The sequence below is a fragment of the Pseudomonas sp. 24 E 13 genome, from assembly GCF_900004715.1.
GTDB lineage: Bacteria > Pseudomonadota > Gammaproteobacteria > Pseudomonadales > Pseudomonadaceae > Aquipseudomonas > Aquipseudomonas orientalis_A.
On sequence record NZ_CVTO01000154.1, the window covers coordinates 40,136 to 66,813 of the forward strand.

Here is a 26,678-nt window from a genome sequence, read left to right on the forward strand (position 1 = left end):
CTTTTCCAAAGTGACCCGCCGTCAGGGCGGAACCCTAAGTAGCCGTTACCGCAGAAACGGATATGTACTCGATCTGATCCAACATCCCGGTAGGCCCAGAGGCCGCCATCGGGGGCAAGCCCCCTCCCACACAAGCCCCCTCCCACAGGTTTTACCGCATCAACTTCAAGCCTTGCTGATGATATTCCCCGCATGCAGCCCGCATTCCTTCTGCGTGGCTTCTTCCCACCACCAGCGGCCTTCTCGCTCGTGCTGGTTGGGCAATACCGGGCGGGTGCAGGGCTCGCAACCAATGCTGATAAAGCCGCGTTCATGCAGGCTGTTATAGGGCAGCTCAAGCATGCGGATGTAACCCCAGATTTCCTCACTGGTCATCTGCGCCAGCGGGTTGAACTTGTACAGGGTACGTTCCGGGGTAGAGAACGCCGTATCGATTTCCAGCGCGGCCACCTGACTGCGGGTGCCCGGGCTCTGGTCGCGGCGCTGGCCGGTGGCCCAGGCGCGTACACCTGCGAGTTTGCGGCGCAACGGTTCGATCTTGCGGATGCCGCAGCACTCGCCATGACCGTCCCTATAGAAGCTGAACAGGCCTTTCTCCTTGACGAAGGGTTCCAGCTTGCTCTGGTCCGGCGAGATCAGTTCGATGTCGATCTTGTAGAAGTCACGCACCTGTTCGATAAACCGATAGGTTTCCGGGTGCAGCCGGCCGGTGTCGAGGCTGAACACCTTGACGTTCTTGTTCAGTTTCCAGGCCATGTCCACCAGCACCACATCTTCGGCGCCGCTGAAGGAAATCCACAGGTCGTCACCGAACTGGCTGAACGCCAGCTTGAGAATGTCTTGGGCGGACTTGTTGGCATAGGTCGTGGCGAGTTCAACGACGTCGAAGGCTTGGTTCATCAGGACGGTTCCTACAGGTCAGTGGCGCTGAGCGCTCTATAGGCGGCGATGGTATCAAAATCCGCCCTGCGTTGCGGCGGCGTGCTTGAATCGCTAGAGTTCGGCAGTCCTTTTGCTCGCTCAACTTGAATAATACGAACGGAGTGTCTTGTGGAAATTGCCTGTCTCGACCTGGAAGGGGTACTGGTTCCGGAAATCTGGATCGCCTTCGCCGAAAAAACCGGTATTGAATCCCTGCGCGCCACCACCCGTGACATTCCCGACTACGACGTGTTGATGCAGCAGCGCCTGCGTATCCTCGACGAGCATGGGCTCAAGCTTGCCGATATCCAGCAAGTGATCGCGACACTCAAGCCACTGGACGGCGCCATCGAGTTCGTCAACTGGCTGCGCGAACGCTTTCAGGTGGTGATTCTCTCCGACACCTTCTACGAATTCTCCCAGCCGCTGATGCGCCAGCTGGGCTTTCCGACCTTGCTTTGCCACCGCCTGATTACCGATGAAAGCGACCGGGTGGCCGGTTACCAGCTGCGCCAGAAAGACCCCAAGCGCCAGTCGGTACTGGCGTTCAAGACGCTGTATTACCGCGTGATTGCTGCCGGCGATTCCTACAACGACACCACAATGCTGGCGGAGGCTGATCGCGGAATTCTGTTCCATGCGCCAGACAATGTGATTCGTGAATTCCCGCAGTTTCCGGCCGTGCACACGTTTGAGGATTTGAAGCGGGAGTTTATCAAAGCGTCGAATCGGCCGTTGAGCCTGTAAGTTGTCCGGCGCGGCTGATGGCCTCATCGGGAGCAAGCCCCCTCCCACATGGGCCTCCCAGCCTGCGCCTAAATGCCTGCCAGCAATCGTTCGTAAGGAATACACAATCCTTCATGCAGACGTTTGATCATCGCCAGGCTCAGTTTGCGCTTGCCGTTCAGAACTTCTGAAACTCGCCCGCTGGGGCCGATAAAGGGTTCAAGGTCGCGGGCGGTCAAGCCCATTTGTTCCATGCGGAATTTGATCGCTTCCACAGGGTCCGAAGGCGGCATTGGAAAATGTTCCGCCTCGTATTTCTCGATGAGAACAGCGAGAATTTCGAGTTCGTCACCTTCGGGGCTGCCGATGGCCGCTCCCCAAATCTGCTCGACGCGCGCGAGCGCAGCGGCCAGGTCTTCCTGAGAGTGAATAGGTTTGATGTTCATCACACGGTCTCCGCGTTGATTGAGTCGTACTGCGCGTGGGTGCCGACGAAGCGGATAAACCCAAGTTGTCGCTCATAATCGATCGACATGATCACCCGATACTTGTTGCCACCCACGTTGAACACAACCCTGGCGCCTTTGAGAATGCTCGCAGTCCTGAGCTCTGCCTTGAGGGCCTGTGGTGTCGGATAAGTGGCTTTTTCCATATGGCGATACAGCTCGACCAAGGGCGTTTTCGCGTCGGCAAAAGCCGGGCGACTCTCCCAGAATATTCGTAGGGTGGAGAGAGCGATTATGCGCATCGTTCTGACCTCCCGTTTTGGGAGATAGTAGAGTGGAGCGGGAGAGGATGCAATTCCTGAAACAAATCCTGACGATTGAGCAGTCGCATATGTGATCCTTCACAGACGGCCGGTGGGCGGTGGAAGACGGAAGCTATCGCGCAGCTCACCGTCGGTCCACAACCGTTCTGATTCGGGGTTTTTCGTGGCGAAGTCGCTGCCTTGCGCGGCAGGAATGGCCTGGTTCTAGAGCGCTTCCAGGGTGTGTAACAACACCCGTACCTTCGTCAGCGACTCCTGATATTCCGCCTCCCACTGCGAGTCCGCCACGATTCCGCCGCCGCCCCAGCAGCACACTTGCCCGTCCTTGACCAGCAGGCTGCGGATGGCAATGGAGCTGTCCATTTCGCCGCGCACGTCCAGGTACATCAGTGAACCGCAGTACAAGCCACGTCGGGTCGGCTCCAGTTCGTCGATGATCTGCATGGCGCGGATCTTCGGCGCGCCGGTGATGGAGCCGCCGGGGAAGCTGCCTTCGATGAGGTCGAGGGCATCCTTGTCGTCGGCCAGCGTGCCGGTGACGCTGCTCACCAGGTGGTGCACGTTGGGGTAGCTTTCCAGGCTGAACAGTTCCGGTACGTTTACCGAGCCGATTCGGCAACTGCGGCCGAGGTCGTTGCGCAGCAGGTCGACGATCATCAGGTTTTCCGCGCGGTCCTTGGGGCTGGCCAACAGTTCGTCGGCGTGCGCGGCGTCTTCCTGGGGTGTCAGGCCACGGGGGCGGGTGCCCTTGATCGGGCGGGTTTCGACATGGCGCTCGCTGACCCGCACGAAACGCTCGGGCGACAGGCTCAATACCGCACCGTGATCCGGCAGGCTCTGAAATCCGGAGAACGGCGTCGGGCACGCTTGGCGCAATGCGCAGTAAGCCACCCAGGGATCACCGGCGCACGGCGCGCGAAAACGCTGGGCAAAGTTGACCTGATAGCAGTCACCGGCCTGGATGTAGTCCTGGATGCGCACGATGGCCTGGCGGTACGCCTCGGCCGTGAGGTCCGGCGCCATGGGGCCTTGCAGCGTGAAGCTGGCCGTTGGCGCAGTGAATGGCCGACTGAACAAGGCAATCAGGCGCTGCCGCTCACGGTCGGCCAGTGTGGGGTGAAACACCAGTTGGCTGGTCTGCGCCTGGTGATCACTGATCAGCGCCCAGGCATACAGGCCCAGGCGCGCGTCCGGCAGGTGCAAATCGTCTACCGCCAAGTGCGGCATGTGTTCCAGGTGGCGGCCGAAGTCATAACTCAGGTAGCCGATCAAACCACCGGCAAAGGGCAGCTCTGTACCGGAGGGCAGCGTCGCTTCGCCCAAGTTCGTCAGGCTATCGCGCAGGCGTTGCAGGAAATTGTCGCCGCGCTCCTCAGGCTCAACCGCGAAGGTCGCCTCCGGCCAGGCGCTGAGCAGGTCGTAACGGCCACGCTCGGCGGCCGGCCGGCCGCTGTCGAGCAGCACCGCGCCAGGGGCATGACGAATCGCCGTAAAGTACTCGGCGGGGTTGGCCCGATAGGGCAGCGGATGTACGGAACAGGTCGACATGCGGGGGTGGATCAGCCAGTGGCACGGGGGAGAGGATTGTAGTCCCCTGTAGGATTTGCTCCTAGAGGGGATGTCGGGGATAGACAGTTTGAAGACCGGATCAGCCTTCCACCGGCGGAATATGCCCGAACATTTCCTGTACGAACTTCACCCGCTCTTCCACGGTTTCGGTCACGCCGGCGGCTTTCAGTTCTTCCAGCCGCGCCTCCACCGCATGGGTGCGCAGGGTCAGGCCGCAGTCGTTGGCAATCTGGATATTCAGCCCCGGCCGCGCGTTCAGCTCCAGGATCAGCGGGCCTTTTTCCTGGTCGAGCACCATGTCCACGCCGATATAGCCCAGGCCGCACAGCTCATAACAGCCGGCCGCCAACTTCATGAAGCCGTCCCAGTTGGGCAGTTGCACGCCATCCACCGCATTGGTTGTATCCGGGTGCTTGGTGATGATGGTGTTCAGCCATGTGCCACGCAGGGTCAGGCCGGTGGCCAGATCCACGCCCACGCCAATCGCGCCCTGGTGCAGGTTGGCCTTGCCACCGGACTGACGGGTCGGCAAGCGCAGCATCGCCATCACCGGATACCCCATCAGCACAATGATGCGGATATCCGGCACGCCTTCGTAGCTGATGCTCTTGAAGATCTGGTCGGGCACCACGCGGTATTCGATCAAGGCGCGGTCGCGGTGGCCGCCCAGGGAGTACAGGCCGGTCAGGATGCTGGAAATCTGATGCTCGATTTCTTCATGGCTGATGATCTTGCCGGACACCGTGCGATAGCGCCCTTCAAAACGGTCCGCCACCACCAGGATGCCATCGCCGCCGGCACCCTGGGCGGGCTTGATCACGAAGTCGCTGCGCCCGCCGATAATGTCGTCGAGCTTGTCGATTTCCTTCTCGGTGGAGATCACCCCGTACATTTGCGGCACATGGATGCCGGCCGCCATGGCCCGCTCCTTGGTGATGATCTTGTCATCCACGATCGGGTACAGGCTGCGCTTGTTGTACTTGAGCACGTAGTCGGCGTTACGCCGGTTGATGCCCATGATCCCGCGCGCCTCCAGGGCTTTCCAGGTCTTCCAGAAGCCGAACATTACGAGTCAGCCTTCAAGAACGCCTTGAAACGTACCAGTTCGGTCAGGCGATAACCGCGATAACGCCCCATGGCCAGCATGAAACCTACCAGGATCAGCAGGATCGCCGGGAAGGTGAACACGAAGTAGACCAGCTCCGGCACGCTCATGATGATGTGCGCCAGGGAGGCTGCGAACAGCGTGCCGATCGCGACTTTCAGCGCATGGTTGGCGCCGCGCTCTTCCCAGGTGATCGACAGGCGTTCGATGGTCATGGTCAGGATCACCATCGGGAACAGCGCCACCGACAGGCCTCGCTCCAGGCCCAGCTTGTGGCTGAACAGGCTGATGGCGGCAATCAGCACCACCACGAAGGTCAGCACCACCGACAGGCGCGGCAGCATCTGCAGCTTGAGGTGTTCCAGGTAGGACCTGAGCGACAGCCCCAGTGCGGTAATAATGGTGAACAGCACAATGCCGAAGCCCAGTTGCGTCTCGCGAAACGCCAGGGCAATCAGCACCGGGGTGAAGGTGCCCAGGGTCTGCAGGCCGATCAGGTTGCGCAGGATCAGGATCACCAGCACGCCAATCGGGATCATCACCATGATCATGAACGTCTGCTGGGTTTGCAGCGGCAGGCCGTACAGCGAGTATTCGAGAAAGTTGGCGTCGGTGTTTTCGTCGGTCAGCTTGGCCAGGCGAATGGCATTCATCTCGCTGTTGTTCAGGCTGAAGGTGACCATGGCTTTCTTGCCGCCATCGACCGTGATCAGGTTTTCATCGCCGGTCCACCACAGCAGGCGGTCGGCGGGCAGGCCTTGTTCACCGGTTTCCGGGTTGAAGTACAGCCAGTCGTTGCCGTTGAAGCTGCGCAGCCACAGTTCAGGCGATTGCGGCTGGTCGGCGACGAGGCGGATGGTGTGGACTTTTTCCACCGGGACGTGGGCGATGGACAACAGCAATTCGACGATCTTGGCCTTGTGCGGCGTCGACGGGTCGCCCGCCAGCAGCAGTTTTACATTGTCGTCGTTGAGGTTGTTGGTGCGCTTGATGGCTTCGGTGATAAAGGTTTCGACGTCTGCCGAGTGCTGGCGAATCGGCGCGAGCAAGGCTTCGGCGGCGATTTTTTCCGGGCCTTCCACGGCGATGCTGTCGCGAAAGGTCGGGCCCTTGATCTTGACCTTTTCACCGCTGTAGCGCTTGGTCAGCACCAGGCGGTAATACAGCGTCTGGTTACCCTTGGCGCGGCGCGCCGACCAGGTGACCTTGCGGTTGCCGTCGGCGCGGTTGACGCTCACCCCGTAGTTGTTCGAGATGAAACTCTCATTGAGGCTGACGAAGTCGCGGCTCAACGGCGGCACGAACATCGAAATCTTCACCGGGTCCTTGGGGTTGGCGACGAACTCGACCTTGGCGTCGATGTTCCACAAGTCGTCGGTGGCGTCCTCGGTGACAGGGATGCCCAGCACGAAGATCTGGTAGGCGGTGACCGAAATACCCAGCACCACCAGAATGGTGATCAGGATTTTCAGGTGCAGGGTCAGAGAGCGCATTCGGTTTACTCGGCGGTATGAGCGTCGGCGGCGCAGGCAGGTTTGCCTGCTGCATATTTAAGACTGGGGTCGATCAGCGCATCAAAGCGCTTGAGCGCTTCGGAGCCGATCAGCAGCGGATATTGGAAGGTGCTGCGGTCGGTCAAGTTCACTTCGATACTGCGTAAAGCGCTGCCCATGCAGATATCCAGGGCAATCACCGGACGAGCGGTGTACTGCTTGTCCTCATCGGGGTCGTAGTCATCGGCGCGGCGCTTGATTTTGCTGACGCGGGCCAGGGGGCGTTCGATGGGGTGGGAGTGGGCGGTATCGATGGCCAGGTAGAAGCGTACCCAGGATTCGCCGTTGCGCTTGAAGCGTTTGATATCGCGCGCACTCAGCGAGGCGGTCTTGGCGCCGGTGTCGAGTTTGGCCGCGACTTCCAGGTCGATGCCCGCCAGCTTGGCGTATTCGTTCAGGCCATACACCGTCTTCTCGGCGGCAACGCCAAGGCTCGGTATGGACAATAGGCATAACAACAATAGGGGGAAGGGCTTGAGTCTCATAGTTCCTGAGGCGATGCAGTGCGAAATTCAAGGCGACTGGCATTACTGCGCAAGCTCCCTCGTGCGCCATTTCATCTTGAGATGTCAGGCAAAAGCGGCGGGCATTCTAACATGATGCTTTTTTGGCGCCAGCGCTGGCAGGCGGCCATGCTCATCAACGGCCAATAAGGTTATTAGACGATTGTCGACAATGTTGATTTATTCTTTGACTAAGCAGTGAGTATTAGCTAGTTTTTGCCGCATTGCTTTTAAAGGTGTCGACAATATGCTGGATCACTCGGAATTTCCGTCGGCGCTGTCGGATGAATCCCAAACTATGTCGGAAAACGTCTTCCGGCGCATCCAGGCCGCCATCGTCAAGGGCGAGATCGCCCCCGGCACGAAGATTTCCGAACCGGAGCTGGCGCGTACCTACGGCATCAGCCGTGGCCCGTTGCGCGAGGCGATTCACCGTCTGGAAGGCCAGCGCCTGCTGGTACGGGTGCCCCATGTCGGCGCGCGGGTGGTGTCATTGAGTCACGCCGAGCTGATCGAGCTGTATGAAATCCGCGAGTCATTGGAAGGCATGGCTTGCCGGCTGGCGGCCGAGCGCATGACCGACGCGGAAATCGAAGAACTGCGCCAGGTATTGCACACCCATGAACGGGACGCCGCGTTCCAGGCCGGTGTCGGCTATTACCAGCAGGAAGGTGACTTCGATTTTCATTACCGGATCATTCAAGGTGCCGGTAACCGCACCCTGACCCAGATGCTCTGCGGTGAGCTGTACCAATTGGTGCGCATGTACCGCATCCAGTTTTCCGCCACCCCCAACCGTCCCCGCCAGGCCTTTGCCGAGCATCACCGCATTCTTGACGCGATTGCCGATCGCGACGGTGAACTGGCCGAACTGTTGATGCGCCGGCATATCGGTGCTTCCAAACGCAACATCGCCCGTCACTTTCCGGACGGCGCTCCCCAATAAATAGAGGTGAGTCATGAGTTCCACGAACAAGAGCACCCCAGGCCAGCGTTTCCGAGACGCGGTCGCCAGTGAACAGCCGCTGCAGGTGGTTGGCGCAATCAATGCCAACCACGCCTTGCTGGCCAAGCGCGCCGGCTTCAAGGCGATCTACCTCTCAGGCGGCGGCGTGGCCGCCGGCTCCCTGGGCGTACCGGACCTGGGCATCACCGGCCTGGATGACGTGCTGACCGATGTACGCCGTATCACCGATGTGTGCGACCTGCCGCTGCTGGTGGACGTGGACACCGGTTTCGGTTCCTCGGCGTTCAACGTGGCGCGCACCGTCAAGTCGATGATCAAGTTCGGCGCCGCCGCCATCCATATCGAAGACCAGGTCGGCGCCAAGCGTTGCGGCCATCGCCCTAACAAGGAAATCGTGTCCCAGCAGGAAATGGTCGACCGCATCAAGGCCGCCGTGGACGCGCGCACCGATGACAGCTTCGTGATCATGGCCCGCACCGACGCCCTGGCCGTGGAAGGTCTGGAGTCCGCCCTGGAGCGCGCCGCCGCCTGCATCGAGGCCGGCGCCGACATGGTGTTCCCGGAAGCCATCACCGAACTTGAGATGTACAAGCTGTTCGCCTCGCGGGTCAAGGCACCGATCCTGGCCAACATCACCGAATTCGGCGCGACCCCGCTGTTCACCACCGAACAGTTGAAATCTGCCGATGTTTCCATCGTGCTGTACCCGCTCTCGGCGTTCCGCGCCATGAACAAGGCGGCCGAGAATGTCTACACCGCGATCCGCCGCGACGGTACGCAGCAGAATGTGATCGACACCATGCAAACCCGCATGGAGCTTTACGATCGTATCGACTACCACACCTTCGAGCAGAAGCTCGACGCGCTGTTTGCCGCGAAAAAGTAACGGCTCTCTGAACAAATATAAAATGGGAGAAGAACCATGGCTGAAGCAAAAGTATTGAGTGGCGCCGGCCTGCGTGGCCAGGTGGCCGGGCAGACCGCATTGTCGACCGTGGGCCAGGCCGGTGCCGGCTTGACCTATCGCGGCTATGACGTGCGTGAACTGGCCGCCGATGCGCAATTTGAAGAAGTTGCCTACCTGCTGCTGTACGGCGAACTGCCGACCCAGGCCGAACTGGCGGCCTACAGCGCCAGGCTGGGCAAGCTGCGCGACTTGCCGCAAGCGTTGAAGGAAGTGCTCGAGCGCATCCCCGCCGACGCCCACCCGATGGACGTGATGCGCACCGGTTGTTCGTTCCTGGGCAATATCGAGCCGGAAAAAGACTTCAGCGTGCAGCATGACGTCACCGACCGCCTGCTCGCCGCGTTCCCGGCGATCATGTGCTACTGGTACCGCTTCAGCCACGACGGCAAACGCATCGACTGCGTCACCGACGAGCCGAGCATTGGCGGGCACTTCCTGCACCTGCTGCACGGCAAGAAGCCGAGCGACCTGCATGTCAAAGTGATGAACGTGTCGCTGATCCTCTACGCCGAACACGAATTCAACGCCTCGACCTTCACCGCCCGGGTCTGTGCGTCGACCCTGTCCGACCTGTATTCCTGCGTCACCGCGGCCATCGGTTCCCTGCGCGGCCCGCTGCACGGCGGTGCCAACGAAGCGGCGATGGAGATGATCGAGCGTTTCGGTTCGGCCGAAGAAGCCGTCGAAGGCACCCTCGGCATGCTGGCGCGCAAGGACAAGATCATGGGTTTTGGCCACGCGATCTACAAGGACAGCGACCCGCGTAACGAAGTGATCAAGGGCTGGTCGAAAAAACTCGCTGACGAGGTGGGCGACACGGTGTTGTTCCCGGTGTCCGAAGCCATCGATAAGACCATGTGGGAGCAGAAGAAACTGTTCCCCAATGCCGATTTCTACCATGCCTCGGCGTACCACTTCATGGGCATTCCCACCAAGCTGTTCACGCCGATTTTCGTCTGCTCGCGGCTCACCGGCTGGGCGGCGCACGTGTTCGAGCAGCGCGCCAATAACCGCATCATCCGTCCAAGCGCCGAGTACATCGGCGTTGAGCAGCGCAAGTTCGTGCCAATCGAACGTCGCTGAATGAGAGGGCCCGCGGACCCGGGACTGGAATGCGATCAACGTGTGGGAGGGGGCTTGCCCCCGATAGCAGTGTGTCATGCAGCACATGTGTCGACTGATACACCGCCATCGGGGGCAAGCCCCCTCCCACATTTAAATGGCATTTCAACGCTGGATCAGTGGGTCCTTTTTGTTATCACCGTGACCGAGTCCTGACGATGAACACTGAATTTCGCAAACCGCTCCCCGGCAGCCGCCTGGATTTCTTCGACGCCCGTGCGGCTGTCGAGGCAATCAGCCCCGGCGCCTACGCCACTTTGCCGTATACCTCACGGGTGCTCGCGGAAAACCTGGTGCGCCGCTGCGACCCGGCCACCCTCAACGCGTCCCTGAGCCAACTGATCGAACGTCGGCGTGACCTCGATTTCCCCTGGTTCCCGGCCCGCGTGGTCTGCCATGACATCCTCGGCCAGACCGCGCTGGTGGACCTGGCCGGCCTGCGCGACGCCATTGCCCTGCAAGGCGGCGATCCGGCGCAGGTCAACCCGGTGGTGCCCACCCAGTTGATCGTCGACCACTCCCTGGCCGTCGAAGCCGGTGGTGCCGACCCCCAGGCGTTCGAAAAAAACCGCGCCATCGAAGACCGCCGCAACGAAGATCGCTTTCACTTTATCGAGTGGACCAAGAAGGCCTTCAAGAACGTCGACGTGATCCCGCCCGGCAACGGCATCATGCACCAGATCAACCTGGAGAAAATGTCCCCGGTGATTCAGGTACGTGACGGTGTGGCGTTCCCCGACACGTGCGTCGGCACCGACAGCCACACCCCGCATGTGGATGCCCTGGGCGTGATCGCCATCGGCGTCGGCGGCCTTGAGGCCGAAAGCGTGATGCTTGGGCGTGCGTCGTGGATGCGCCTGCCCGAAAGCGTCGGCGTGGAGTTGACCGGCAAGCTGCAGCCGGGTATCACCGCCACCGATATGGTGCTGGCGCTGACCGAGTTCCTGCGCCAACAGAAGGTGGTCGGCGCCTGGCTGGAGTTCTTCGGGGAAGGGGCGTCGGCATTGACCCTGGGCGACCGTGCGACGATTTCCAACATGGCCCCCGAATACGGCGCCACTGCGGCCATGTTCTACATCGACCAGCAGACCATCGCCTACCTGAAACTCACTGGCCGGGAAGACGAACAAGTCGCCCTGGTCGAACAATATGCGCGCCACACCGGCCTGTGGGCCGATGATCTCAAGGGCGCGCACTACGAGCGTGGCCTGACATTCGATCTCTCCAGCGTAGTGCGCAATATGGCCGGCCCGAGCAATCCGCACGCCCGTGTCGCCACCCGCGACCTGGCGTCAAAAGGCATCAGCGGCCAGTGGGACGAAGTGCCAGGGCAAATGCCCGACGGCGCCGTGATCATCGCCGCCATCACCAGTTGCACCAACACCAGTAACCCGCGCAACGTGATCGCCGCCGGCCTGCTGGCGCGTAACGCCAACAGGCTCGGGCTGACGCGCAAGCCGTGGGTCAAGTCGTCCCTGGCGCCGGGCTCGAAAACTGTGGCCATGTACCTGGAGGAAGCAGGCCTGGGGCATGAGCTGGAAAAACTCGGGTTTGGCGTGGTGGCCTTTGCCTGCACCACCTGCAACGGCATGTCCGGCGCGCTCGACCCGCTGATCCAGCAGGAAATCATCGACCGCGACCTGTACGCCACTGCCGTGCTGTCGGGCAACCGCAACTTCGACGGGCGCATTCACCCGTATGCCAAGCAGGCGTTCCTGGCCTCGCCGCCGCTGGTCGTGGCCTATGCGATTGCCGGCACCATTCGGTTCGATATCGAGAAAGACGTGCTCGGGCTCGACGCCGACGGCAAGGAAATCCGCCTGCAGGACATCTGGCCAAGCGACGAAGAGATCGACGCGGTGGTCAAGGCGTCGGTCAAGCCGGAGCAGTTTCGCGCGGTGTACATCCCGATGTTCGCGATTCACGAAGACACCGGTCCCAAAGTCACCCCGCTGTACGACTGGCGCCCGCAAAGCACCTATATTCGCCGCCCGCCGTATTGGGAAGGTGCATTGGCCGGTGCGCGTCCGCTCAAGGGCATGCGCCCGCTGGCGGTGTTGCCGGACAACATCACCACCGATCACCTGTCGCCGTCCAACGCGATCATGCTCGACAGCGCCGCCGGCGAGTACCTGGCGAAAATGGGCCTGCCGGAAGTTGACTTCAACTCCTACGCGACGCACCGGGGCGATCACCTGACCGCGCAACGCGCCACCTTCGCCAACCCGAAACTGTTCAACGAAATGGTGCAGGAAAATGGCAAGGTCAAGCAGGGCTCCCTGGCGCGTATCGAGCCGGAAGGCAAGGTCACGCGGATGTGGGAAGCCATCGAAACCTACATGGAACGCAAGCAGCCGCTGATTATCATCGCCGGTGCCGACTACGGCCAGGGCTCGTCGCGCGACTGGGCGGCCAAGGGCGTACGCCTGGCCGGGGTGGAAGCGATCGCCGCCGAGGGTTTCGAGCGTATCCACCGCACCAACCTGGTCGGCATGGGCGTATTGCCCCTGGAGTTCCTGCCGGGCACCGACCGCCACACACTCAAGATCGACGGCAGCGAAACCTATGACGTGCTCGGCGAACGCACGCCGCGTGCGCAACTGACCCTGGTGATAAACCGCAAAAGTGGCGAGCGTGTCGAGGTGCCGGTGACCTGCCGCCTGGACACCGCTGAAGAAGTGTCAATCTACGAGGCGGGCGGCGTGTTGCAACGTTTTGCCCAGGACTTCCTGGAATCGGCGGCCACCGCCTGAAGAGGATAACCATGGCATACGCAGCGCAAATCAAGATCCCCGCCACCTATATGCGTGGCGGCACCAGCAAGGGGGTTTTCTTCAGCCTCGAAGACCTGCCGCCATCGGCCCAGGTGCCGGGGGCTGCCCGTGACGCCTTGTTGTTGCGGGTGATCGGCAGCCCCGATCCCTATGACAAGCAGATCGACGGCATGGGCGGCGCCACCTCCAGCACCAGCAAAAGCGTGATCCTGTCCAGGAGCACCCGTGCCGGGCACGACGTGGATTACCTGTTTGGCCAGGTCTCCATCGACAAGCCATTTGTCGACTGGAGTGGCAACTGCGGCAACCTGTCGGCGGCGGTCGGTTCGTTCGCCATCAGCGCCGGCCTGGTCGACCCGGGCCGCGTGCCCCACAACGGCGTGGCCGTGGTGCGCATATGGCAGGCCAATATCGGCAAGACCATCATTGCCCACGTGCCGATTACCGACGGTGCGGTGCAGGAAACCGGTGATTTCGAACTCGACGGCGTGACCTTTCCCGCCGCCGAAGTGCAGCTGGAATTCATCGACCCGGCGGCGGAAGAAGAGGGCGGTGGCGGCTCGATGTTCCCCACCGGCAACCTGATCGACGAACTGGAAGTGCCGGGTTTCGGCACCTTCAAGGCCACCCTGATCAATGCCGGCATCCCGACGATTTTCATCAATGCTCAAGACCTGGGCTACACCGGCACCGAGCTGCAAGGCGCAATCAACGGCGACCCGCAGGCCCTGGCGATGTTCGAGACCGTGCGTGCCTATGGCGCGTTGCGCATGGGCCTGATCAAACACCTGGACGAAGCGGCCCAGCGCCAGCACACGCCGAAGGTTGCGTTCGTGGCCAAGCCTGCCGATTACGTGGCCTCCAGCGGCAAGGCCGTCAAGGCCGGCGATGTGGACCTGCTGGTGCGGGCCCTATCCATGGGCAAGTTGCACCACGCCATGATGGGCACGGCGGCGGTGGCGATCGGCACGGCGGCGGCGATTTCCGGCACCCTGGTCAACCAGGCTGCAGGTGGCGTGGAGCGCAACGCCGTGCGCTTCGGCCATCCTTCGGGCACCTTGCGCGTCGGTGCCGAGGCGACGCAAGTCAACGGTGAATGGGTGGTGAAGAAAGCCATCATGAGCCGCAGTGCGCGGGTGTTGATGGAAGGTTTCGTGCGCGTCCCCGGCGACGCTTTCTAAAACCCGGCACCAATCCCAGGGGAGGGGGCTTGCCCTAATTGCTACTGTAGGAGCGAGCTTGCTCGCGAAAAACTTCAACGAATACGCGTGCTTTTTGAATGAACGCGGCGCCTGTAAGTTTTTCGCGAGCAAGCTCGCTCCTACAGGTGGGCCCGCTCCACAAGGGATTTCTATTCCAAGGCAGGCAACCAGACCTGCCCTGATGATCAACCGTGACCCTGAGGAATAAACCACCCATTTGGAGAACTGCCATGAGCGCCAACGTCGACCAGAACAACCGTCCCGACTACGACCAGGTCCTGCAGGACATTGCCGACTATGTCCTCACCTACCAAGTCGAGTCCCAAGCCGCCCTGGACACCGCACGCAACTGCCTGATGGACACCCTCGGCTGCGGCCTGCTGGCGTTGCGCTTTCCCGAGTGCACCAAGCACCTGGGGCCGCTCGTCGAAGGCACCGTGGTGCCGTTCGGCGCACGGGTGCCGGGCACTTCGTTGCGGCTGGACCCGGTCAAGGCCGCCTGGGACATCGGCTGCATCGTGCGCTGGCTCGATTACAACGACACCTGGCTCGCGGCGGAGTGGGGCCACCCTTCGGACAATCTGGGCGGCATCCTCGCGGTGGCTGATCATCTGTCGCAGCAACGCGTGGCCAACGGCGACGCGCCGCTGAGCTTACGCACGGTGCTGGAAGCGATGATCATGGCCCACGAGATCCAGGGCGTGATCGCCCTGGAAAACGCCTTCAATCGCGTCGGCCTCGACCATGTGCTGCTGGTCAAAGTCGCCTCGACGGCAGTCACTGCCAAGCTGATGGGCGCCAACCGCGAGCAACTGCTCGCCGCCTTGTCCCATGCGTTTGTCGACGGGCAGGCGTTGCGCACTTACCGTCATGCGCCCAATGCCGGTTCGCGCAAGTCCTGGGCGGCGGGCGATGCATCGAGTCGCGGGGTGCGTCTGGCGGATATCGCGATGCGTGGCGAGATGGGCATACCCGGTGTACTGAGCGCGCCGCAGTGGGGCTTCTACGACGTTTTGTTCAGCCACACCAACAAGGACCTGGCCCTCAAGCCGGAAGAACAGCGCAGGTTCAGCCTGTCCCAGCCCTACGGCACCTATGTGATGGAAAACGTGCTGTTCAAGATCAGCTTTCCCGCTGAATTTCATGCGCAGACTGCCTGCGAAGCGGCGGTCATCCTGCATCCGCAGGTCAAGCAGCGCCTGCATGAAGTCGAACGTATCGTGATCACCACCCACGAGTCGGCCATTCGTATCATTTCCAAGGTCGGCCCATTGGCCAACGCCGCCGACCGTGACCATTGCCTGCAATACATGACGGCCGTGCCCCTGGCCTTCGGCGACCTGGTGGCCGAACAGTATGAAGACCATTTCCATGCCGCCCATCCGATCATCGATGAGCTGCGCGGGAAAATGGTCATCGTTGAAGACCCGCGTTACAGCCGCGAATACCTGGAGGCTGACAAGCGCTCCATCGCCAACGCGGTGCAGGTGTTCTTCACCGACGGCACCTGCACCGAGCAGGTGGCGGTGGAGTATCCGATTGGCCATCGCCGTCGTCGGGAGGATGGGATTCCTCTGCTGGAAGCCAAGTTCAAAGCCAATCTGGCGACGCGCTTCCCTGCGCAGCGCAGCGCCGAGATTTTTGCCTTGTGCACGGACCAGGCACGGCTTGAGGCTACCCCAGTCAACCGTTTCATGGACCTGTTCATGATCTAGAAAACAACGCGGTCAATGTGGGAGGGGGCTTGCCCCCGATAGCTGAGTGTCAGTCAGTGCATCAGGTGACTGACCCACCGCCATCGGGGGCAAGCCCCCTCCCACATTTCAGCCTTCAAACCGCAAAATCACCCTGCGGTTGTGCTTGCTCTTCTTTTCGATCTTCTCGCAGAACACCCGGCCGATTTCCTCGGTATTGAGCACGTGGGTGCCGCCACACGGCTGGATGTCGATGCCTGCAATTTCAATCACCCGAACCGAGCCCTGGATGACCGGCGGCGCAACGGCCTGGGTGCGGGTGATCTGCAGCAGGGTGGCGTACTCGGTGGCGGCCATCGACAGGGTTTGCACCGGGTGCGCCTGCTCGATCAGTGCGTTGAGGTCGCGGGTGATGCTGTCTTTGTCCAGGGTCATTTCCGGCAGGTCGAAATCCAGGCGACCCTTGTCCGCGCTGATGCTGCAACCGGTGACGGGCGCGTCGATGATCGAACACAGCAAGTGCAGGCAGGTGTGCATCTTCATGTGCTGGTAGCGGCGCTCCCAGTCCAGGCCGGCGTCTACCTGGGCGCCGGCAATCAGTTGCGCCGGGCAATGGTCCACCTGATGCCAGATGATCGAGCGCAGTACCGGATCACGCACCGTGCCGGTGACCTGCACGCGGGTGCCGTCGGCCAGGGTGAAGTGGCCGGTGTCACCCGGTTGCCCACCGCCGGTGGGGTAGAACAACGTGTGTTCCAGCGCGACGCCGTGCTCGCTGACGGCAATCACCCGGGCGCTGAAGGCGTTTTGATAGGGCGCGCTGTCGAACAGCGCCAGGGTTTCCATGGTGTGCACGGACATGTTCAACCTCCAACGATCAGTGGGCTGGCTTGCAACAGGTGACGCACCATCGCACTCAAGCCAGGGGGAGAGAGCAGGGTGATTTCGAACGCCGGGCCGCAGACTTTCAGGTTCAGCGGCAGGCGTGGCAGTTGTTCGCTGACGCCCTGGCGATGCAGGCGAAATTGCAGGTGATGCCGCTCCTTCACCGTGGGTTCGAGCATCAGCCCCGGCAGGGGATGAAAGTCGGCGTCCAGCACCGTGACCTTGTGCCCCGCGTCGACCTCGCCGACCACGTGCAGGCGCTCATCCAGGGCGAACGCACCGAGGTAGTTGCTGTGCTCCGATTCATCGTTTTTCTGCAACTGGATCTGGTTGACCACCTTGACCTTGGTGCCCGCCGGCACGTCCTGGGTAATGACGCAGGCCGGGCTGATAAACACATTGTCACCGATCTGCACGTAGCCCAGCACCCGCGCCCCGGCACCGACCTCGACATGGTTGCCCAGGCGTGGATGGCGCTTGCCGTCCGGGTTGTTGGCAATACCGCGGGCGCCCAGGGTCACGCCGCAGAGGATGTAGCAGTCGTGACCGATCTCGCAGGTTTCACCGATGACCGTGCCGTAGCCATGGTCCAGCACAAAGCGTCGGCCGATGCGCGCAGCCGGGTGAATCTCGGCCCCGGACAGGATCTTGCCCTGGTTGCTGAGCTTGAGCGCAATGCGGGTGAATACGCCGTGGGCGGGCTCCGGAAAATGCCACACCAGGTGCGCAAGCCGGTAGAACAACACCGCCTTGAACGAGGCATAAGATTCCAGGATCAGCTCACCGCGTCCGCGCGAAGCCGGGTCGCGATAGGCGTAGGCGATCAGGTCCTCGGCCACCGCCTGGGCGGCGTTCTGGACCAGCGGCGCCAGGTGCGGTTCCAGCTGCTTCATCTGCCCGGGCGTCAGGGTCTGGATGAGGTGGGTGAGCAACTCATCGTGCAGCTGTTGCATGTCGATAAAGCCTCCCATGGAGGCACCCCCGCATTCTGGTTGGTTGGGTAACCGGCTATTCGAAACTGGGCAGGTAGCTGTCGGCATTGTCGTAGACCATGGTCAGCACCACCGTTTCGGGCGGCAGTTCCGGGGCGAGTTGGGCGATGGCGACCATGTTGGCGGCCGAGGACAGCCCCAGGCTGATGGCGTCGGTGCGCATGATGCGTTTGATCATCTCCAGGCACGCCCCATGCGACACCTTGAGCATGCCGTCCAGTACGTCCAGGTTGAGAATGCTCGGGATCAGGCCAATCGACAGGCCCTGGATGGCGTGCGGGGCGTGCAGGTCCTTGAGCAAGTCGCATTCCTCCGGCTCCACGCCCATGATGCGCAGTGCCGGCCAGGCGGCCTTGAGGGTTTCGCCGATACCGGTGATATGCCCGCCGGTGCCGATGCCGCTGACGAAGTAGTCCACCCGCCGTTCGCCAAAGGCGCGGAGGATTTCCGGCGCGGTGGTGTCGCGGTGGGTTTGCGGGTTGGCGCCGTTGCGCTGCTGGTTGAGCATCACGTAATTGGGGTTTTCCAACAGCAGTTCCATGCACTTTTCGCCGTGGGAGTTGTTACCCAGGCGGCTGTCCGAGAGCACCACCCGGGCGCCATACAGGCGCAGCAGCTTCTGTTTTTCGGGGCTGTAGTTGTCCGGGATGACCAGCACCACTTTGTAGCCGAGCACATTGCCCGCCATCACCAGGCCGATACCGGTATTGCCGCCGCTGGGTTCGATGATGGTTTGTCCGCAGTCGCGCATCAGCACGCCCCGGCGCTCGGCGTCGAGGATCATGCCCAGGGCGATGCGCGCCTTGTGGCTGCCGCCCGGGTTGAGGGATTCCAGCTTGGCGTAGACCTCGATGCCGAGGTCTTCGGAAAACTGCGCCAGACGCACGATCGGGGTTTGGCCGATCACGTCGAGAATGGAGTTATGCAGCATCGGTCGGCCCCCGGTCAGTACAGCGGCATGTCGGGTTCGACGTCGCGCACCCAATGTTTCATGCCGCCCTGCAGGACTTTGGTGTTGGCGAAGCCCGCCGCCAGCAAGGTACTGGCGGCCCGCTCGGCACGCGTGCCGGCGTAGCAGATCAGGTAATGGGTGTTGTCGCGGCTCAGGCTGCCGAGCTGCTCATCCAGCTCGGCCAGTGGGATGTGCACCACGCCCGGCAGTTTGCACACTTCCAGTTCGCTGGCATCGCGAACGTCGAGCAACACGTCGGCGCTGCGGTGGTTGTCGATCACTTGCTTGAGCAGCCGAGGCTCGATGTAGCGTTCTTCGGCCAGGGACGGCTGGCTCGGCACGGCATCCGCGCACACCGCAGGCGTGGCGGTCTCGCTGTGACGCAGCTCCGAGCAGCACGGGCAGTCGGCGCGGCGCTTGAAGCGGATTTCGCTGAATTTCATGGCCAGCGCATCGAAGCGCATCAAGCGGCCGGACAACGGTTCGCCAATGCCGATCAGCAGTTTGATCGCCTCGGTCGCCTGGATCATGCCCACCACCCCCGGCAACACGCCGATGACCCCACCGGCGCTGCAATTGGGCGCCAGCTCTGCGGGCGGAGCCTTGGGGAACAGGCAGCGGTAGCACGGCCCGCCTTTATGGTTGAACACGCTGATTTGCCCGTCGAAGCGGTAGATCGCGCCGTATACCAGCGGCTTGCCCAATTGCACGCAGGCGTCATTGACCAGGTAGCGGGTATCGAAATTGTCCGTGCCGTCGATCACCAGGTCATAGGCACCCACCAGTTCCAGGGCGTTGTCGGTATTGAGTGCGGTGTTGTGCGCGTTGATCCGGATGTGGGGGTTCAGGTCCTGCAAGCGTTGTTTGGCGGACTCCACCTTGGGCATGCCCAGGGTGCTGTTGCCGTGCACGACCTGGCGTTGCAGGTTGCTGCTTTCCACCACGTCGAAGTCCACGAGGCCCAGGGTGCCGATGCCGGCCGCCGCCAGGTACAGGCTGATGGGTGAGCCCAGGCCACCGGTGCCGATGATCAGCACCCTGGCTTTCTTCAGGTTCAACTGACCTTCACGGCCGACACCGGGCAGGGTGATATGGCGCACGTAGCGTTGCACTTCTTCGTTGCTCAGGGTGTCGACGTCGATGCCGCCGGAGGTGGCCAGCAGCACTTCAATCCGAGCGTTTTCCGGCAAGCTGTCGTCGGCGTCGATCAACGCGTCCTCGGCGGTAAACAGGAAGTGCTCCTTGAGCTGGTTGTTCTGCTCGTGAAACAGGTGCGGGCGCAACTGTGGGTGACTGTCGCAGAGGTTTTCAATGACTTCGCGCAATGTCGATCCGGCGCCCTCAAGGGTCGATTGCGGCAGCTTGGCCACGCGAACCAGAATGTCGGGGAAAGAGACAGCGTTCATGGACAACTCCGTGTGCAGGTCGTTGAAAGGTTGAAGGGCGAAATGCTTGCCATCCCAGGCAAACAGCTTTGACCCCAGGGCCTGGCCCTGGCGAACATCCACCACCAGGTAGCTGACAGGGTAGATCGGCTCGCCCAGGAACAGCGCCTTGTCCTGGTCTTCATCACTGAAATAGGCGCCGACATCCGGGTGCGAGTGGTAGATCACCACCACCGGGTTGTCGCTGCGAAAGGCCTTGTTCAGCAGCAGTGTATCGGCGACCGAAAAGGTGTAGCCGTTGGCCGCACTGCGCGGGTACATCTGCGGGTTCCTGCGATGCAATTCGTTCTGGATATTGCTGCCCAGGTACACACTGCCGTCGGCGAAGATGAAACCGCAGCACTCCTCGGGATAGCTGCGGCTTGCGTGGGCGTAGATCTGTTCCAGGGCGTGGGGGCGGAGGACTTCCATGTTTCTCTCGCTTGGGGTGAGGGTCAATTTTTCTTCGCCAGCAGTTTTTCGATGGGTAGCTTGGTGATCGCAAAGCCGGCCAGCAGGATCGCCGAGTACAGCATCAGGTCACGGGAAATTTCCACGCCTTCGTACCAGGCGCCGATGATCACCGCGAACACGGGGAAGATGATGAACACGAAGGACAGGATGATCGGGCTCAGGCGCTTGAGCAGCATGAAATACACAATGAAACCACCCACCGAAGCGACCAGCCCAAGGTAGAACAGCGCGCTCCAGGAGCGCAGGGTGATGGCGTCGAAGGTCGGGTTTTCAAACCACAGGCCGGCCACGAACAGCATCAGCCCGGCAATGCCGATAGGCAGGGTGTTGTAGGTGATGACACTGATGGCGCTGCCTTTTTGCTTGGTAATCACGTAGCACAACGCGTGCATGATCGCGGCGGCCAGAATCGCCAGTACGCCGAAGAATTCGGCATGGTCCAGGTGCAGGCCCTGGCTCTTGATAATCATGTAGAGGCTGCCGAAACCGATGCCGATGCCGACCACCTGAGAGAGGTAGATGCGCTCGCGCAGGAACAGCGCGGAGAAGATCAGGATGAACACCGGCATGCAGCTGAACAGCAGGGCAGTCAGGCCGGACGAGACGTGCATCTCGCCGTAATTGAGCAGGTAATAGGGAATGCTGAAGTAGGACAGGGTCACGAACACGAAGAACCAGCGGCTTTCCCGTGGGAACAGAATCGGCTCACGGCGCACCATGGCGAAACACAGGAACAACGGGAAGGCGATCAGGAAGCGCAGGCCTGCTGACGTCAGTGGCGGCACGCTTTCCACCGCAATCTTGATGCCCAGCCAGGTGGTGCCCCAGCTCAGGCACACGATCAGGAACATCACGCTGGTGATCAACCCGGCCAGCCACTGTTTGCGGGTTTTGGTTTTTGCGGTGTTTTCAAGAATGGCGGACATTGGCATCGTTTATTGCTTCCCTGAGCCGGAATTGAACTCTATATTGAACTTGTTATAAGTGATTCAATCCGGTGATTGAACCCGCAAAAGCACACTATTAGGGCGAATGATGACTGTCAAAACAAATATTGACATGGTGTCAATTATGCGTGAGGGGTTGTCCAATGGTCAGGGCGTGAAGTACAAGCGCCTGTCCGATGTCATGGAAAGGGGCATCCTTGAAGGCACGATTGAACCGGGAAGAAAACTGCCGCCCCATCGGGTCCTTTCCGACAATCTGGGCGTCACTATCGGCACCATCAGCCGGGCCTACGGTGAGCTGGAGCGCTTGGGGTTGGTAGTCGCGCGCGTGGGTGACGGCACATTCGTTCGCAAGCGTGGGATGGAGCGCCAGCGTGATGAAGGCTTTCGCAACGTCAGCGAGGAGCCACGCCAGTACTTCGACATGAGCCGCAACATGCATATTCCGGGTCAGGAGACGGTGTTCCTTGCCCAGAGCTTCCAAACCCTGTCGACCAACGGCAAATTTCTCCAGGACATCAGCGCCTATACCCCGGATGCGGGCCTGCCGCGCTACCGCGAGGCCGGTGCGCAATGGCTGGTGCAGCGCGACTTCCATCCGATTCCCGAGCAGGTCATCTGCGTCAATGGCGGCCAGCACGGCCTGCTCTGCGCAATGATGGCGTTGCTGCGTGCCGGCGACACGGTGGTCACCGAGCAATTGACTTACCCAGGGCTTATCACCGCCGCGCGTATGCTGGGTGTGCGCTTGATCGGGCTGGAGATGGATGACGAAGGCGTGCTGCCGGGCGCGCTGGATGAAGTCTGTCGAAATCACCGGGTTTCGGCATTGTATTGCACGCCAACGATCCAGAATCCTACAACCGCCGTGCTGTCAGTCCCGCGCCGTGAAGCGTTGGCCAAGGTCTGTCGTGAACATAATCTGCTGATTCTTGAGGATGAGGCCCACGGGGTGCTGGTAGAGGATCGTCCTGCGCCCCTCAGTTATTTCGCCCCTGAGCGTACGATCCTGATCAGCAGCTTGAGCAAGGCGGTATCGGCCGGGCTGCGCGTGGGCTATGTGCATGCGCCGCCGGCGTTGGTCAGCCGTATTTCAGCGGCGTTGCGTTCGACCTGCTGGATGGCCACCCCGGTGACCCTGGAATTGGCGACCCAATGGATCGAAAACGGCACGGCGCAATACCTGCTGCGCCAGCAGATCAACGAGATAACCCGGCGCAAGGCATTGGTGGAGGGCTTATTGAGCGGCCTGCAGTATCGCACTCACCTCAACAGCCCGCACTTCTGGATCGAAGTACCCGAACCCTGGCGCGCGTCGGAAATCGAGGCGGAACTCAAGCAGAACAACTACCTGATCGCGACCGCCGAAGCCTTTGCAGTGGGGCAGACGGCGGTGCCGCAGTTTATCCGGGCGAGTATTTGCAATACCTCGGGGGATGATCAGTTGCTGCGGGCGGGGTTCGATGCGCTGGCGACGGCGCTGGGGCAGGGAGGGGGAAGGTTTCACCTGTAGCCAGACTGACACAATTGGGTCGTGTGGGAGGGGGGTTGCCCTAATGCCAGTCAGTTAAGCGAACGAAATGCTCAGAGCAGCGAAGATCAAATGTGGGAGGGGGCTTGCCCCCGATAGCTGAGTGTCAGTCAGTGCATCAGGTGACTGATCCACCGCCATCGGGGGCAAGCCCCCTCCCACAGGTTCAGCGGCGTAGCAGAAGTTTGGTTCATACCGATAGCGTCAGCTCAGGCAATACAGGTCACTTGAACCTGCGCTCCACACCCTTCTCCACCAGAATCTTCGCCGATATCTCTTCCACTGAAAAATGCGTGGAATTGATGTGCGCAATATTCTCGCGACGGAACAGATTTTCCACTTCGCGCACTTCGAACTCACACTGGGCGTAACTTGAATAACGGCTGTTGGGCTTGCGTTCATTGCGGATCGCGGTGAGGCGGTCCGGGTCGATGGTCAGGCCGAACAGCTTGTGCGAATGCGCGCGCAGGGCGGCGGGCAGCGTCAGGTGTTCCATGTCGTCTTCGGTCAGCGGGTAGTTGGCTGCGCGAATACCGAATTGCATGGCCATGTACAGGCAGGTCGGGGTCTTGCCGCAGCGCGACACGCCTACCAGGATCAGGTCGGCCTTGTCGTAATAGTGCGTGCGGGCGCCGTCGTCGTTGTCGAGGGCGAAGTTCACCGCTTCGATACGCTCCATATAATTGGAATTATGACCAATGGAATGGGACTTTCCGACGGAGTAAGAGGAATGTTCGCTCAGCTCCTGTTCCAATGGCGCCAGGAACGTGGAGAAGATGTCGATCATGAAACCATTCGAGGTCGCCAGAATCTCACGAATGTCTTGATTGACGATGGTGTCGAAAATGATCGGGCGACAACCGTCTTTTTCAGCCGCCAGATTGATTTGTTGTACCATGGCCCGCGCTTTGTCCACGCTGTCTATATAAGGCCGCGTGAATTTGGCGAAGGTAATGTTTTCGAACTGCGCGAGCAGGCTCTGGCCCAGTGTTTCGGCCGTGATGCCGGTGCCATCGGAAATAAAGAAAGCAGATCGTTTCATTTGAGCCCTGGGCCTTAAGCTGATGGCGAATCTTGGATATGATAGGCGCGATTTTGCCGTCCCGCAGTGGGCCGCATTCTCACTTATTTTCCAGGTCCAGGCCACAAGCGCTGGCGTTCGCTCCTACTGAGCAAGCCGCGTCCTGAGCTTTTCCAACACAGAAAGTGGAGAGATCACCTTGGTAGAGTACGTAGTTTCCCTCGATAAGCTCGGCGTCCATGATGTAGAGCACGTGGGGGGCAAGAACGCATCCCTCGGCGAGATGATCAGTAATCTTGCAGGCGCTGGCGTGTCGGTGCCGGGTGGTTTTGCCACCACGGCCCAGGCTTACCGTGACTTCCTTGAGCTGAGCGGTCTCAACGACCAGATCCACGCTGCCCTGGACGCCCTGGATGTCGATGACGTCAACGCCCTGGCCAGGACCGGCGCCCAGATCCGCCAATGGATCATGGAAGCGGAGTTCCCCGAGAAGCTCAACGAAGAGATCCGCACCGCCTTCGCCACCCTGTCGGCCGGTAACCCGGACATGGCGGTCGCCGTGCGTTCCTCGGCCACCGCCGAAGACCTGCCCGACGCCTCCTTCGCCGGTCAGCAGGAAACGTTCCTGAACATCCGCGGCGTGGAAAACGTGATCCGCGCGGCCAAGGAAGTGTTTGCCTCGCTGTTCAACGACCGCGCCATTTCCTACCGCGTGCACCAGGGTTTCGACCACAAGCTGGTGGCTTTGTCTGCCGGCGTGCAGCGCATGGTGCGCTCGGAAACCGGCACCGCCGGCGTGATGTTCACCCTGGACACCGAATCGGGCTTTCGTGACGTGGTGTTTATCACCGGCGCCTACGGCCTGGGCGAAACCGTCGTACAAGGCGCGGTCAACCCGGACGAATTCTACGTGCACAAGCACACCCTTGAGGCCGGTCGCCCGGCCATCCTGCGCCGTAACCTGGGCAGCAAGGCGATCAAGATGATCTACGGCGACGAGGCCAAGGCCGGTCGTTCGGTCAAGACCGTCGACGTCGACAAGGCCGAGCGTGCGCGTTTCTGCCTGAGCGACGCTGAAGTCAGCGAGCTGGCCAAGCAAGCGATGATCATCGAAAAGCACTACAAGTGCCCGATGGACATCGAGTGGGCCAAGGACGGTGACGACGGCAAGCTGTACATCGTGCAGGCCCGTCCCGAGACCGTTAAGAGCCGTACGTCGGCCAACGTCATGGAACGCTACCTGCTCAAGGAAACCGGCACCGTGCTGGTGGAAGGCCGCGCCATCGGCCAGCGCATCGGCGCCGGCAAGGTACGCATCATCAAGGACGTGTCCGAGATGGACAAAGTCCAGCCGGGTGACGTGCTGGTCTCCGACATGACCGATCCGGACTGGGAGCCGGTGATGAAGCGTGCCAGCGCCATCGTGACCAACCGTGGCGGACGCACGTGCCACGCGGCGATCATCGCCCGTGAGCTGGGAATTCCTGCGGTGGTCGGTTGCGGCAACGCCACCCAGCTGTTGAAAGATGGCCAGGGTGTGACGGTGTCCTGCGCCGAAGGCGATACCGGCTTCATCTTCGAAGGCGAACTGGGCTTCGACATCAAGCAGAACTCCATCGACGCCATGCCGGACCTGCCGTTCAAGATCATGATGAACGTCGGCAACCCGGACCGCGCCTTCGACTTCGCGCAGTTGCCGAACGCCGGTGTGGGCCTGGCCCGCCTGGAATTCATCATCAACCGCATGATCGGCGTGCACCCCAAGGCCCTGTTGAACTACGACGGCCTGCCGCTGGACATCAAGGAAAGCGTCGACAAGCGCATCGCCGGTTACAACGACCCGGTGGGCTTCTACGTCGAGAAGCTGGTGGAAGGTATCAGCACCCTGGCAGCGGCGTTCTACCCGAAAAAGGTCATCGTGCGACTGTCGGACTTCAAGTCCAACGAATACGCCAACCTGATCGGCGGCAAGCTTTACGAGCCGGAAGAAGAAAACCCCATGCTGGGTTTCCGTGGCGCCTCGCGTTACATCAGCGAAGCCTTCCGTGACTGTTTCGAACTCGAATGCCGCGCCCTCAAGCGTGTGCGCAACGAGATGGGGCTGACCAACGTCGAGATCATGGTGCCGTTCGTGCGCACCCTGGGCGAAGCGAGCCAAGTCGTGGACCTGCTGGCTGAAAACGGCCTGTCCCGTGGCGAAAACGGCTTGCGCGTCATCATGATGTGCGAACTGCCGTCCAACGCGATCCTGGCCGAAGAGTTCCTGGAGTTCTTCGACGGTTTCTCCATCGGCTCCAACGACCTGACCCAGCTGACCCTGGGCCTGGACCGTGACTCCGGGATCATCGCTCACCTGTTCGACGAGCGAAATCCTGCGGTCAAGAAGCTGCTGTCCAACGCCATCCAGGCCTGTAACAAGGCCGGCAAGTACATCGGTATCTGTGGCCAGGGCCCTTCCGATCACCCTGACCTGGCCAGATGGCTGATGGAACAGGGTATCGAAAGTGTCTCGCTGAACCCCGATTCCGTGCTTGAAACCTGGTTCTTCCTCGCCGAAGGCCAAGCGTCCGCTTAAAGCCG

General features: G+C 61.2%; 22 protein-coding genes. 9 read left to right on the top strand and 13 right to left on the bottom strand.

Annotated features, from left to right (window positions below):
• Positions 1-165 precede the first annotated feature (165 nt).
• Complete coding sequence (locus BFP90_RS24020) at positions 166-900, bottom strand: phosphoadenylyl-sulfate reductase (protein WP_065898139.1); 735 nt, start codon at positions 898-900, stop codon at positions 166-168.
• 150 nt (positions 901-1,050) lie between these two features.
• On the opposite strand from BFP90_RS24020, the gene thrH reads away from it, so the two are divergent.
• A complete protein-coding gene (gene thrH / locus BFP90_RS24025; protein ID WP_065898140.1) occupies positions 1,051-1,668 on the top strand; it encodes a bifunctional phosphoserine phosphatase/homoserine phosphotransferase ThrH in 618 nt (205 codons plus the stop codon).
• 68 nt (positions 1,669-1,736) lie between these two features.
• On the opposite strand, the gene BFP90_RS24030 is transcribed toward thrH, so the two are convergent.
• The 6 genes from BFP90_RS24030 to BFP90_RS24055 form a co-directional block, all read right to left on the bottom strand.
• On the bottom strand, positions 1,737-2,093 hold the full coding sequence (locus BFP90_RS24030; protein WP_065892322.1) for a helix-turn-helix domain-containing protein: 357 nt from the start codon (positions 2,091-2,093) through the stop codon (positions 1,737-1,739).
• A complete protein-coding gene (locus BFP90_RS24035; protein ID WP_065887828.1) occupies positions 2,093-2,395 on the bottom strand; it encodes a type II toxin-antitoxin system HigB family toxin in 303 nt (100 codons plus the stop codon). The genes BFP90_RS24030 and BFP90_RS24035 overlap by 1 nt, the downstream gene beginning before the upstream one ends.
• Before the next feature lie 225 nt (positions 2,396-2,620).
• Entirely contained in the window at positions 2,621-3,964 is a 1,344-nt protein-coding gene (gene pabB, locus BFP90_RS24040) for an aminodeoxychorismate synthase component I (RefSeq protein ID WP_065898141.1), read from the bottom strand.
• A gap of 100 nt (positions 3,965-4,064) precedes the next feature.
• Positions 4,065-5,051, bottom strand: a complete 987-nt coding sequence (locus BFP90_RS24045; RefSeq protein ID WP_065887830.1) for an alpha-L-glutamate ligase-like protein — start codon at positions 5,049-5,051, stop codon at positions 4,065-4,067.
• The gene (locus BFP90_RS24050; RefSeq protein WP_065887831.1) at positions 5,051-6,583 is read right to left on the bottom strand and encodes an osmotic stress tolerance membrane protein RloB; all 1,533 of its coding nucleotides are present in this window, start codon (positions 6,581-6,583) and stop codon (positions 5,051-5,053) included. Before BFP90_RS24050 ends, BFP90_RS24045 begins: the two co-directional genes overlap by 1 nt.
• A 5-nt stretch (positions 6,584-6,588) precedes the next feature.
• On the bottom strand, positions 6,589-7,128 hold the full coding sequence (locus BFP90_RS24055; RefSeq protein ID WP_065892325.1) for a retropepsin-like aspartic peptidase RloA: 540 nt from the start codon (positions 7,126-7,128) through the stop codon (positions 6,589-6,591).
• A 265-nt stretch (positions 7,129-7,393) separates the two neighbouring features.
• On the opposite strand from BFP90_RS24055, the gene BFP90_RS24060 reads away from it, so the two are divergent.
• From BFP90_RS24060 to prpD, 6 genes are all read left to right on the top strand, one after another.
• Entirely contained in the window at positions 7,394-8,092 is a 699-nt protein-coding gene (locus BFP90_RS24060; RefSeq protein WP_065892326.1) for a GntR family transcriptional regulator, read from the top strand.
• A gap of 13 nt (positions 8,093-8,105) precedes the next feature.
• Positions 8,106-8,999 (top strand): methylisocitrate lyase, encoded by an 894-nt coding sequence (gene prpB, locus BFP90_RS24065; protein ID WP_057721179.1) that lies wholly within the window; start codon positions 8,106-8,108, stop codon positions 8,997-8,999.
• 36 nt (positions 9,000-9,035) lie between these two features.
• Positions 9,036-10,163, top strand: coding sequence for a bifunctional 2-methylcitrate synthase/citrate synthase (gene prpC / locus BFP90_RS24070; RefSeq protein WP_065892328.1), 1,128 nt, complete (start codon positions 9,036-9,038; stop codon positions 10,161-10,163).
• Positions 10,164-10,360: 197 nt separating this feature from the next.
• Positions 10,361-12,955: a Fe/S-dependent 2-methylisocitrate dehydratase AcnD gene (gene acnD / locus BFP90_RS24075; RefSeq protein ID WP_065898142.1), complete on the top strand. Its 2,595-nt coding sequence runs from the start codon at positions 10,361-10,363 to the stop codon at positions 12,953-12,955.
• A gap of 11 nt (positions 12,956-12,966) precedes the next feature.
• Positions 12,967-14,157, top strand: coding sequence for a 2-methylaconitate cis-trans isomerase PrpF (prpF, locus tag BFP90_RS24080; protein WP_065898143.1), 1,191 nt, complete (start codon positions 12,967-12,969; stop codon positions 14,155-14,157).
• Positions 14,158-14,408: 251 nt separating this feature from the next.
• Positions 14,409-15,893, top strand: coding sequence for a 2-methylcitrate dehydratase (gene prpD, locus BFP90_RS24085; protein WP_065898144.1), 1,485 nt, complete (start codon positions 14,409-14,411; stop codon positions 15,891-15,893).
• A gap of 108 nt (positions 15,894-16,001) precedes the next feature.
• Here the strand turns inward: prpD and BFP90_RS24090 are convergent, their stop codons facing one another.
• The 5 genes from BFP90_RS24090 to BFP90_RS24110 are packed head-to-tail and all read right to left on the bottom strand — an operon-like array spanning position 16,002 to position 21,474.
• The gene (locus BFP90_RS24090) at positions 16,002-16,733 is read right to left on the bottom strand and encodes an alanyl-tRNA editing protein (protein ID WP_065892332.1); all 732 of its coding nucleotides are present in this window, start codon (positions 16,731-16,733) and stop codon (positions 16,002-16,004) included.
• A 2-nt stretch (positions 16,734-16,735) separates the two neighbouring features.
• On the bottom strand, positions 16,736-17,728 hold the full coding sequence (locus BFP90_RS24095; protein ID WP_065892333.1) for a serine O-acetyltransferase: 993 nt from the start codon (positions 17,726-17,728) through the stop codon (positions 16,736-16,738).
• Between the two features lie 37 nt (positions 17,729-17,765).
• On the bottom strand, positions 17,766-18,680 hold the full coding sequence (locus BFP90_RS24100; protein WP_065898145.1) for a PLP-dependent cysteine synthase family protein: 915 nt from the start codon (positions 18,678-18,680) through the stop codon (positions 17,766-17,768).
• 14 nt (positions 18,681-18,694) lie between these two features.
• Entirely contained in the window at positions 18,695-20,557 is a 1,863-nt protein-coding gene (gene moeB, locus BFP90_RS24105; protein ID WP_065898146.1) for a molybdopterin-synthase adenylyltransferase MoeB, read from the bottom strand.
• 23 nt (positions 20,558-20,580) lie between these two features.
• A complete protein-coding gene (locus tag BFP90_RS24110; RefSeq protein WP_163001595.1) occupies positions 20,581-21,474 on the bottom strand; it encodes a DMT family transporter in 894 nt (297 codons plus the stop codon).
• A gap of 160 nt (positions 21,475-21,634) precedes the next feature.
• Between BFP90_RS24110 and BFP90_RS24115 the strand changes: the two genes are divergently transcribed.
• Positions 21,635-23,059, top strand: a complete 1,425-nt coding sequence (locus tag BFP90_RS24115) for an aminotransferase-like domain-containing protein (protein ID WP_065887930.1) — start codon at positions 21,635-21,637, stop codon at positions 23,057-23,059.
• Positions 23,060-23,300: 241 nt separating this feature from the next.
• On the opposite strand, the gene BFP90_RS24120 is transcribed toward BFP90_RS24115, so the two are convergent.
• Positions 23,301-24,119, bottom strand: coding sequence for a posphoenolpyruvate synthetase regulatory kinase/phosphorylase PpsR (locus BFP90_RS24120; protein WP_003230310.1), 819 nt, complete (start codon positions 24,117-24,119; stop codon positions 23,301-23,303).
• Positions 24,120-24,297: 178 nt separating this feature from the next.
• On the opposite strand from BFP90_RS24120, the gene ppsA reads away from it, so the two are divergent.
• Complete coding sequence (gene ppsA / locus BFP90_RS24125) at positions 24,298-26,673, top strand: phosphoenolpyruvate synthase (RefSeq protein ID WP_065887843.1); 2,376 nt, start codon at positions 24,298-24,300, stop codon at positions 26,671-26,673.
• Positions 26,674-26,678: the final 5 nt, after the last annotated feature.

Excerpts from the sequence above, each read along its gene's own strand:
- BFP90_RS24115 (WP_065887930.1), top strand. The coding sequence starts at position 21,635 with ATGACTGTCAAAACAAATATTGACATGGTGTCAATTATGCGTGAGGGG.
- prpC (WP_065892328.1), top strand. The coding sequence starts at position 9,036 with ATGGCTGAAGCAAAAGTATTGAGTGGCGCCGGCCTGCGTGGCCAGGTG.
- BFP90_RS24120 (WP_003230310.1), bottom strand. The coding sequence starts at position 24,119 with ATGAAACGATCTGCTTTCTTTATTTCCGATGGCACCGGCATCACGGCC.
- BFP90_RS24045 (WP_065887830.1), bottom strand. The coding sequence starts at position 5,051 with ATGTTCGGCTTCTGGAAGACCTGGAAAGCCCTGGAGGCGCGCGGGATC.
- prpF (WP_065898143.1), top strand. The coding sequence starts at position 12,967 with ATGGCATACGCAGCGCAAATCAAGATCCCCGCCACCTATATGCGTGGC.
- BFP90_RS24095 (WP_065892333.1), bottom strand. The coding sequence starts at position 17,728 with ATGGGAGGCTTTATCGACATGCAACAGCTGCACGATGAGTTGCTCACC.
- moeB (WP_065898146.1), bottom strand. The coding sequence starts at position 20,557 with ATGGAAGTCCTCCGCCCCCACGCCCTGGAACAGATCTACGCCCACGCA.
- BFP90_RS24060 (WP_065892326.1), top strand. The coding sequence starts at position 7,394 with ATGCTGGATCACTCGGAATTTCCGTCGGCGCTGTCGGATGAATCCCAA.
- BFP90_RS24100 (WP_065898145.1), bottom strand. The coding sequence starts at position 18,680 with ATGCTGCATAACTCCATTCTCGACGTGATCGGCCAAACCCCGATCGTG.
- prpD (WP_065898144.1), top strand. The coding sequence starts at position 14,409 with ATGAGCGCCAACGTCGACCAGAACAACCGTCCCGACTACGACCAGGTC.
- pabB (WP_065898141.1), bottom strand. The coding sequence starts at position 3,964 with ATGTCGACCTGTTCCGTACATCCGCTGCCCTATCGGGCCAACCCCGCC.
- BFP90_RS24020 (WP_065898139.1), bottom strand. The coding sequence starts at position 900 with ATGAACCAAGCCTTCGACGTCGTTGAACTCGCCACGACCTATGCCAAC.
- BFP90_RS24090 (WP_065892332.1), bottom strand. The coding sequence starts at position 16,733 with ATGTCCGTGCACACCATGGAAACCCTGGCGCTGTTCGACAGCGCGCCC.
- BFP90_RS24050 (WP_065887831.1), bottom strand. The coding sequence starts at position 6,583 with ATGCGCTCTCTGACCCTGCACCTGAAAATCCTGATCACCATTCTGGTG.
- BFP90_RS24030 (WP_065892322.1), bottom strand. The coding sequence starts at position 2,093 with ATGAACATCAAACCTATTCACTCTCAGGAAGACCTGGCCGCTGCGCTC.
- BFP90_RS24055 (WP_065892325.1), bottom strand. The coding sequence starts at position 7,128 with ATGAGACTCAAGCCCTTCCCCCTATTGTTGTTATGCCTATTGTCCATA.
- acnD (WP_065898142.1), top strand. The coding sequence starts at position 10,361 with ATGAACACTGAATTTCGCAAACCGCTCCCCGGCAGCCGCCTGGATTTC.
- prpB (WP_057721179.1), top strand. The coding sequence starts at position 8,106 with ATGAGTTCCACGAACAAGAGCACCCCAGGCCAGCGTTTCCGAGACGCG.
- BFP90_RS24035 (WP_065887828.1), bottom strand. The coding sequence starts at position 2,395 with ATGCGCATAATCGCTCTCTCCACCCTACGAATATTCTGGGAGAGTCGC.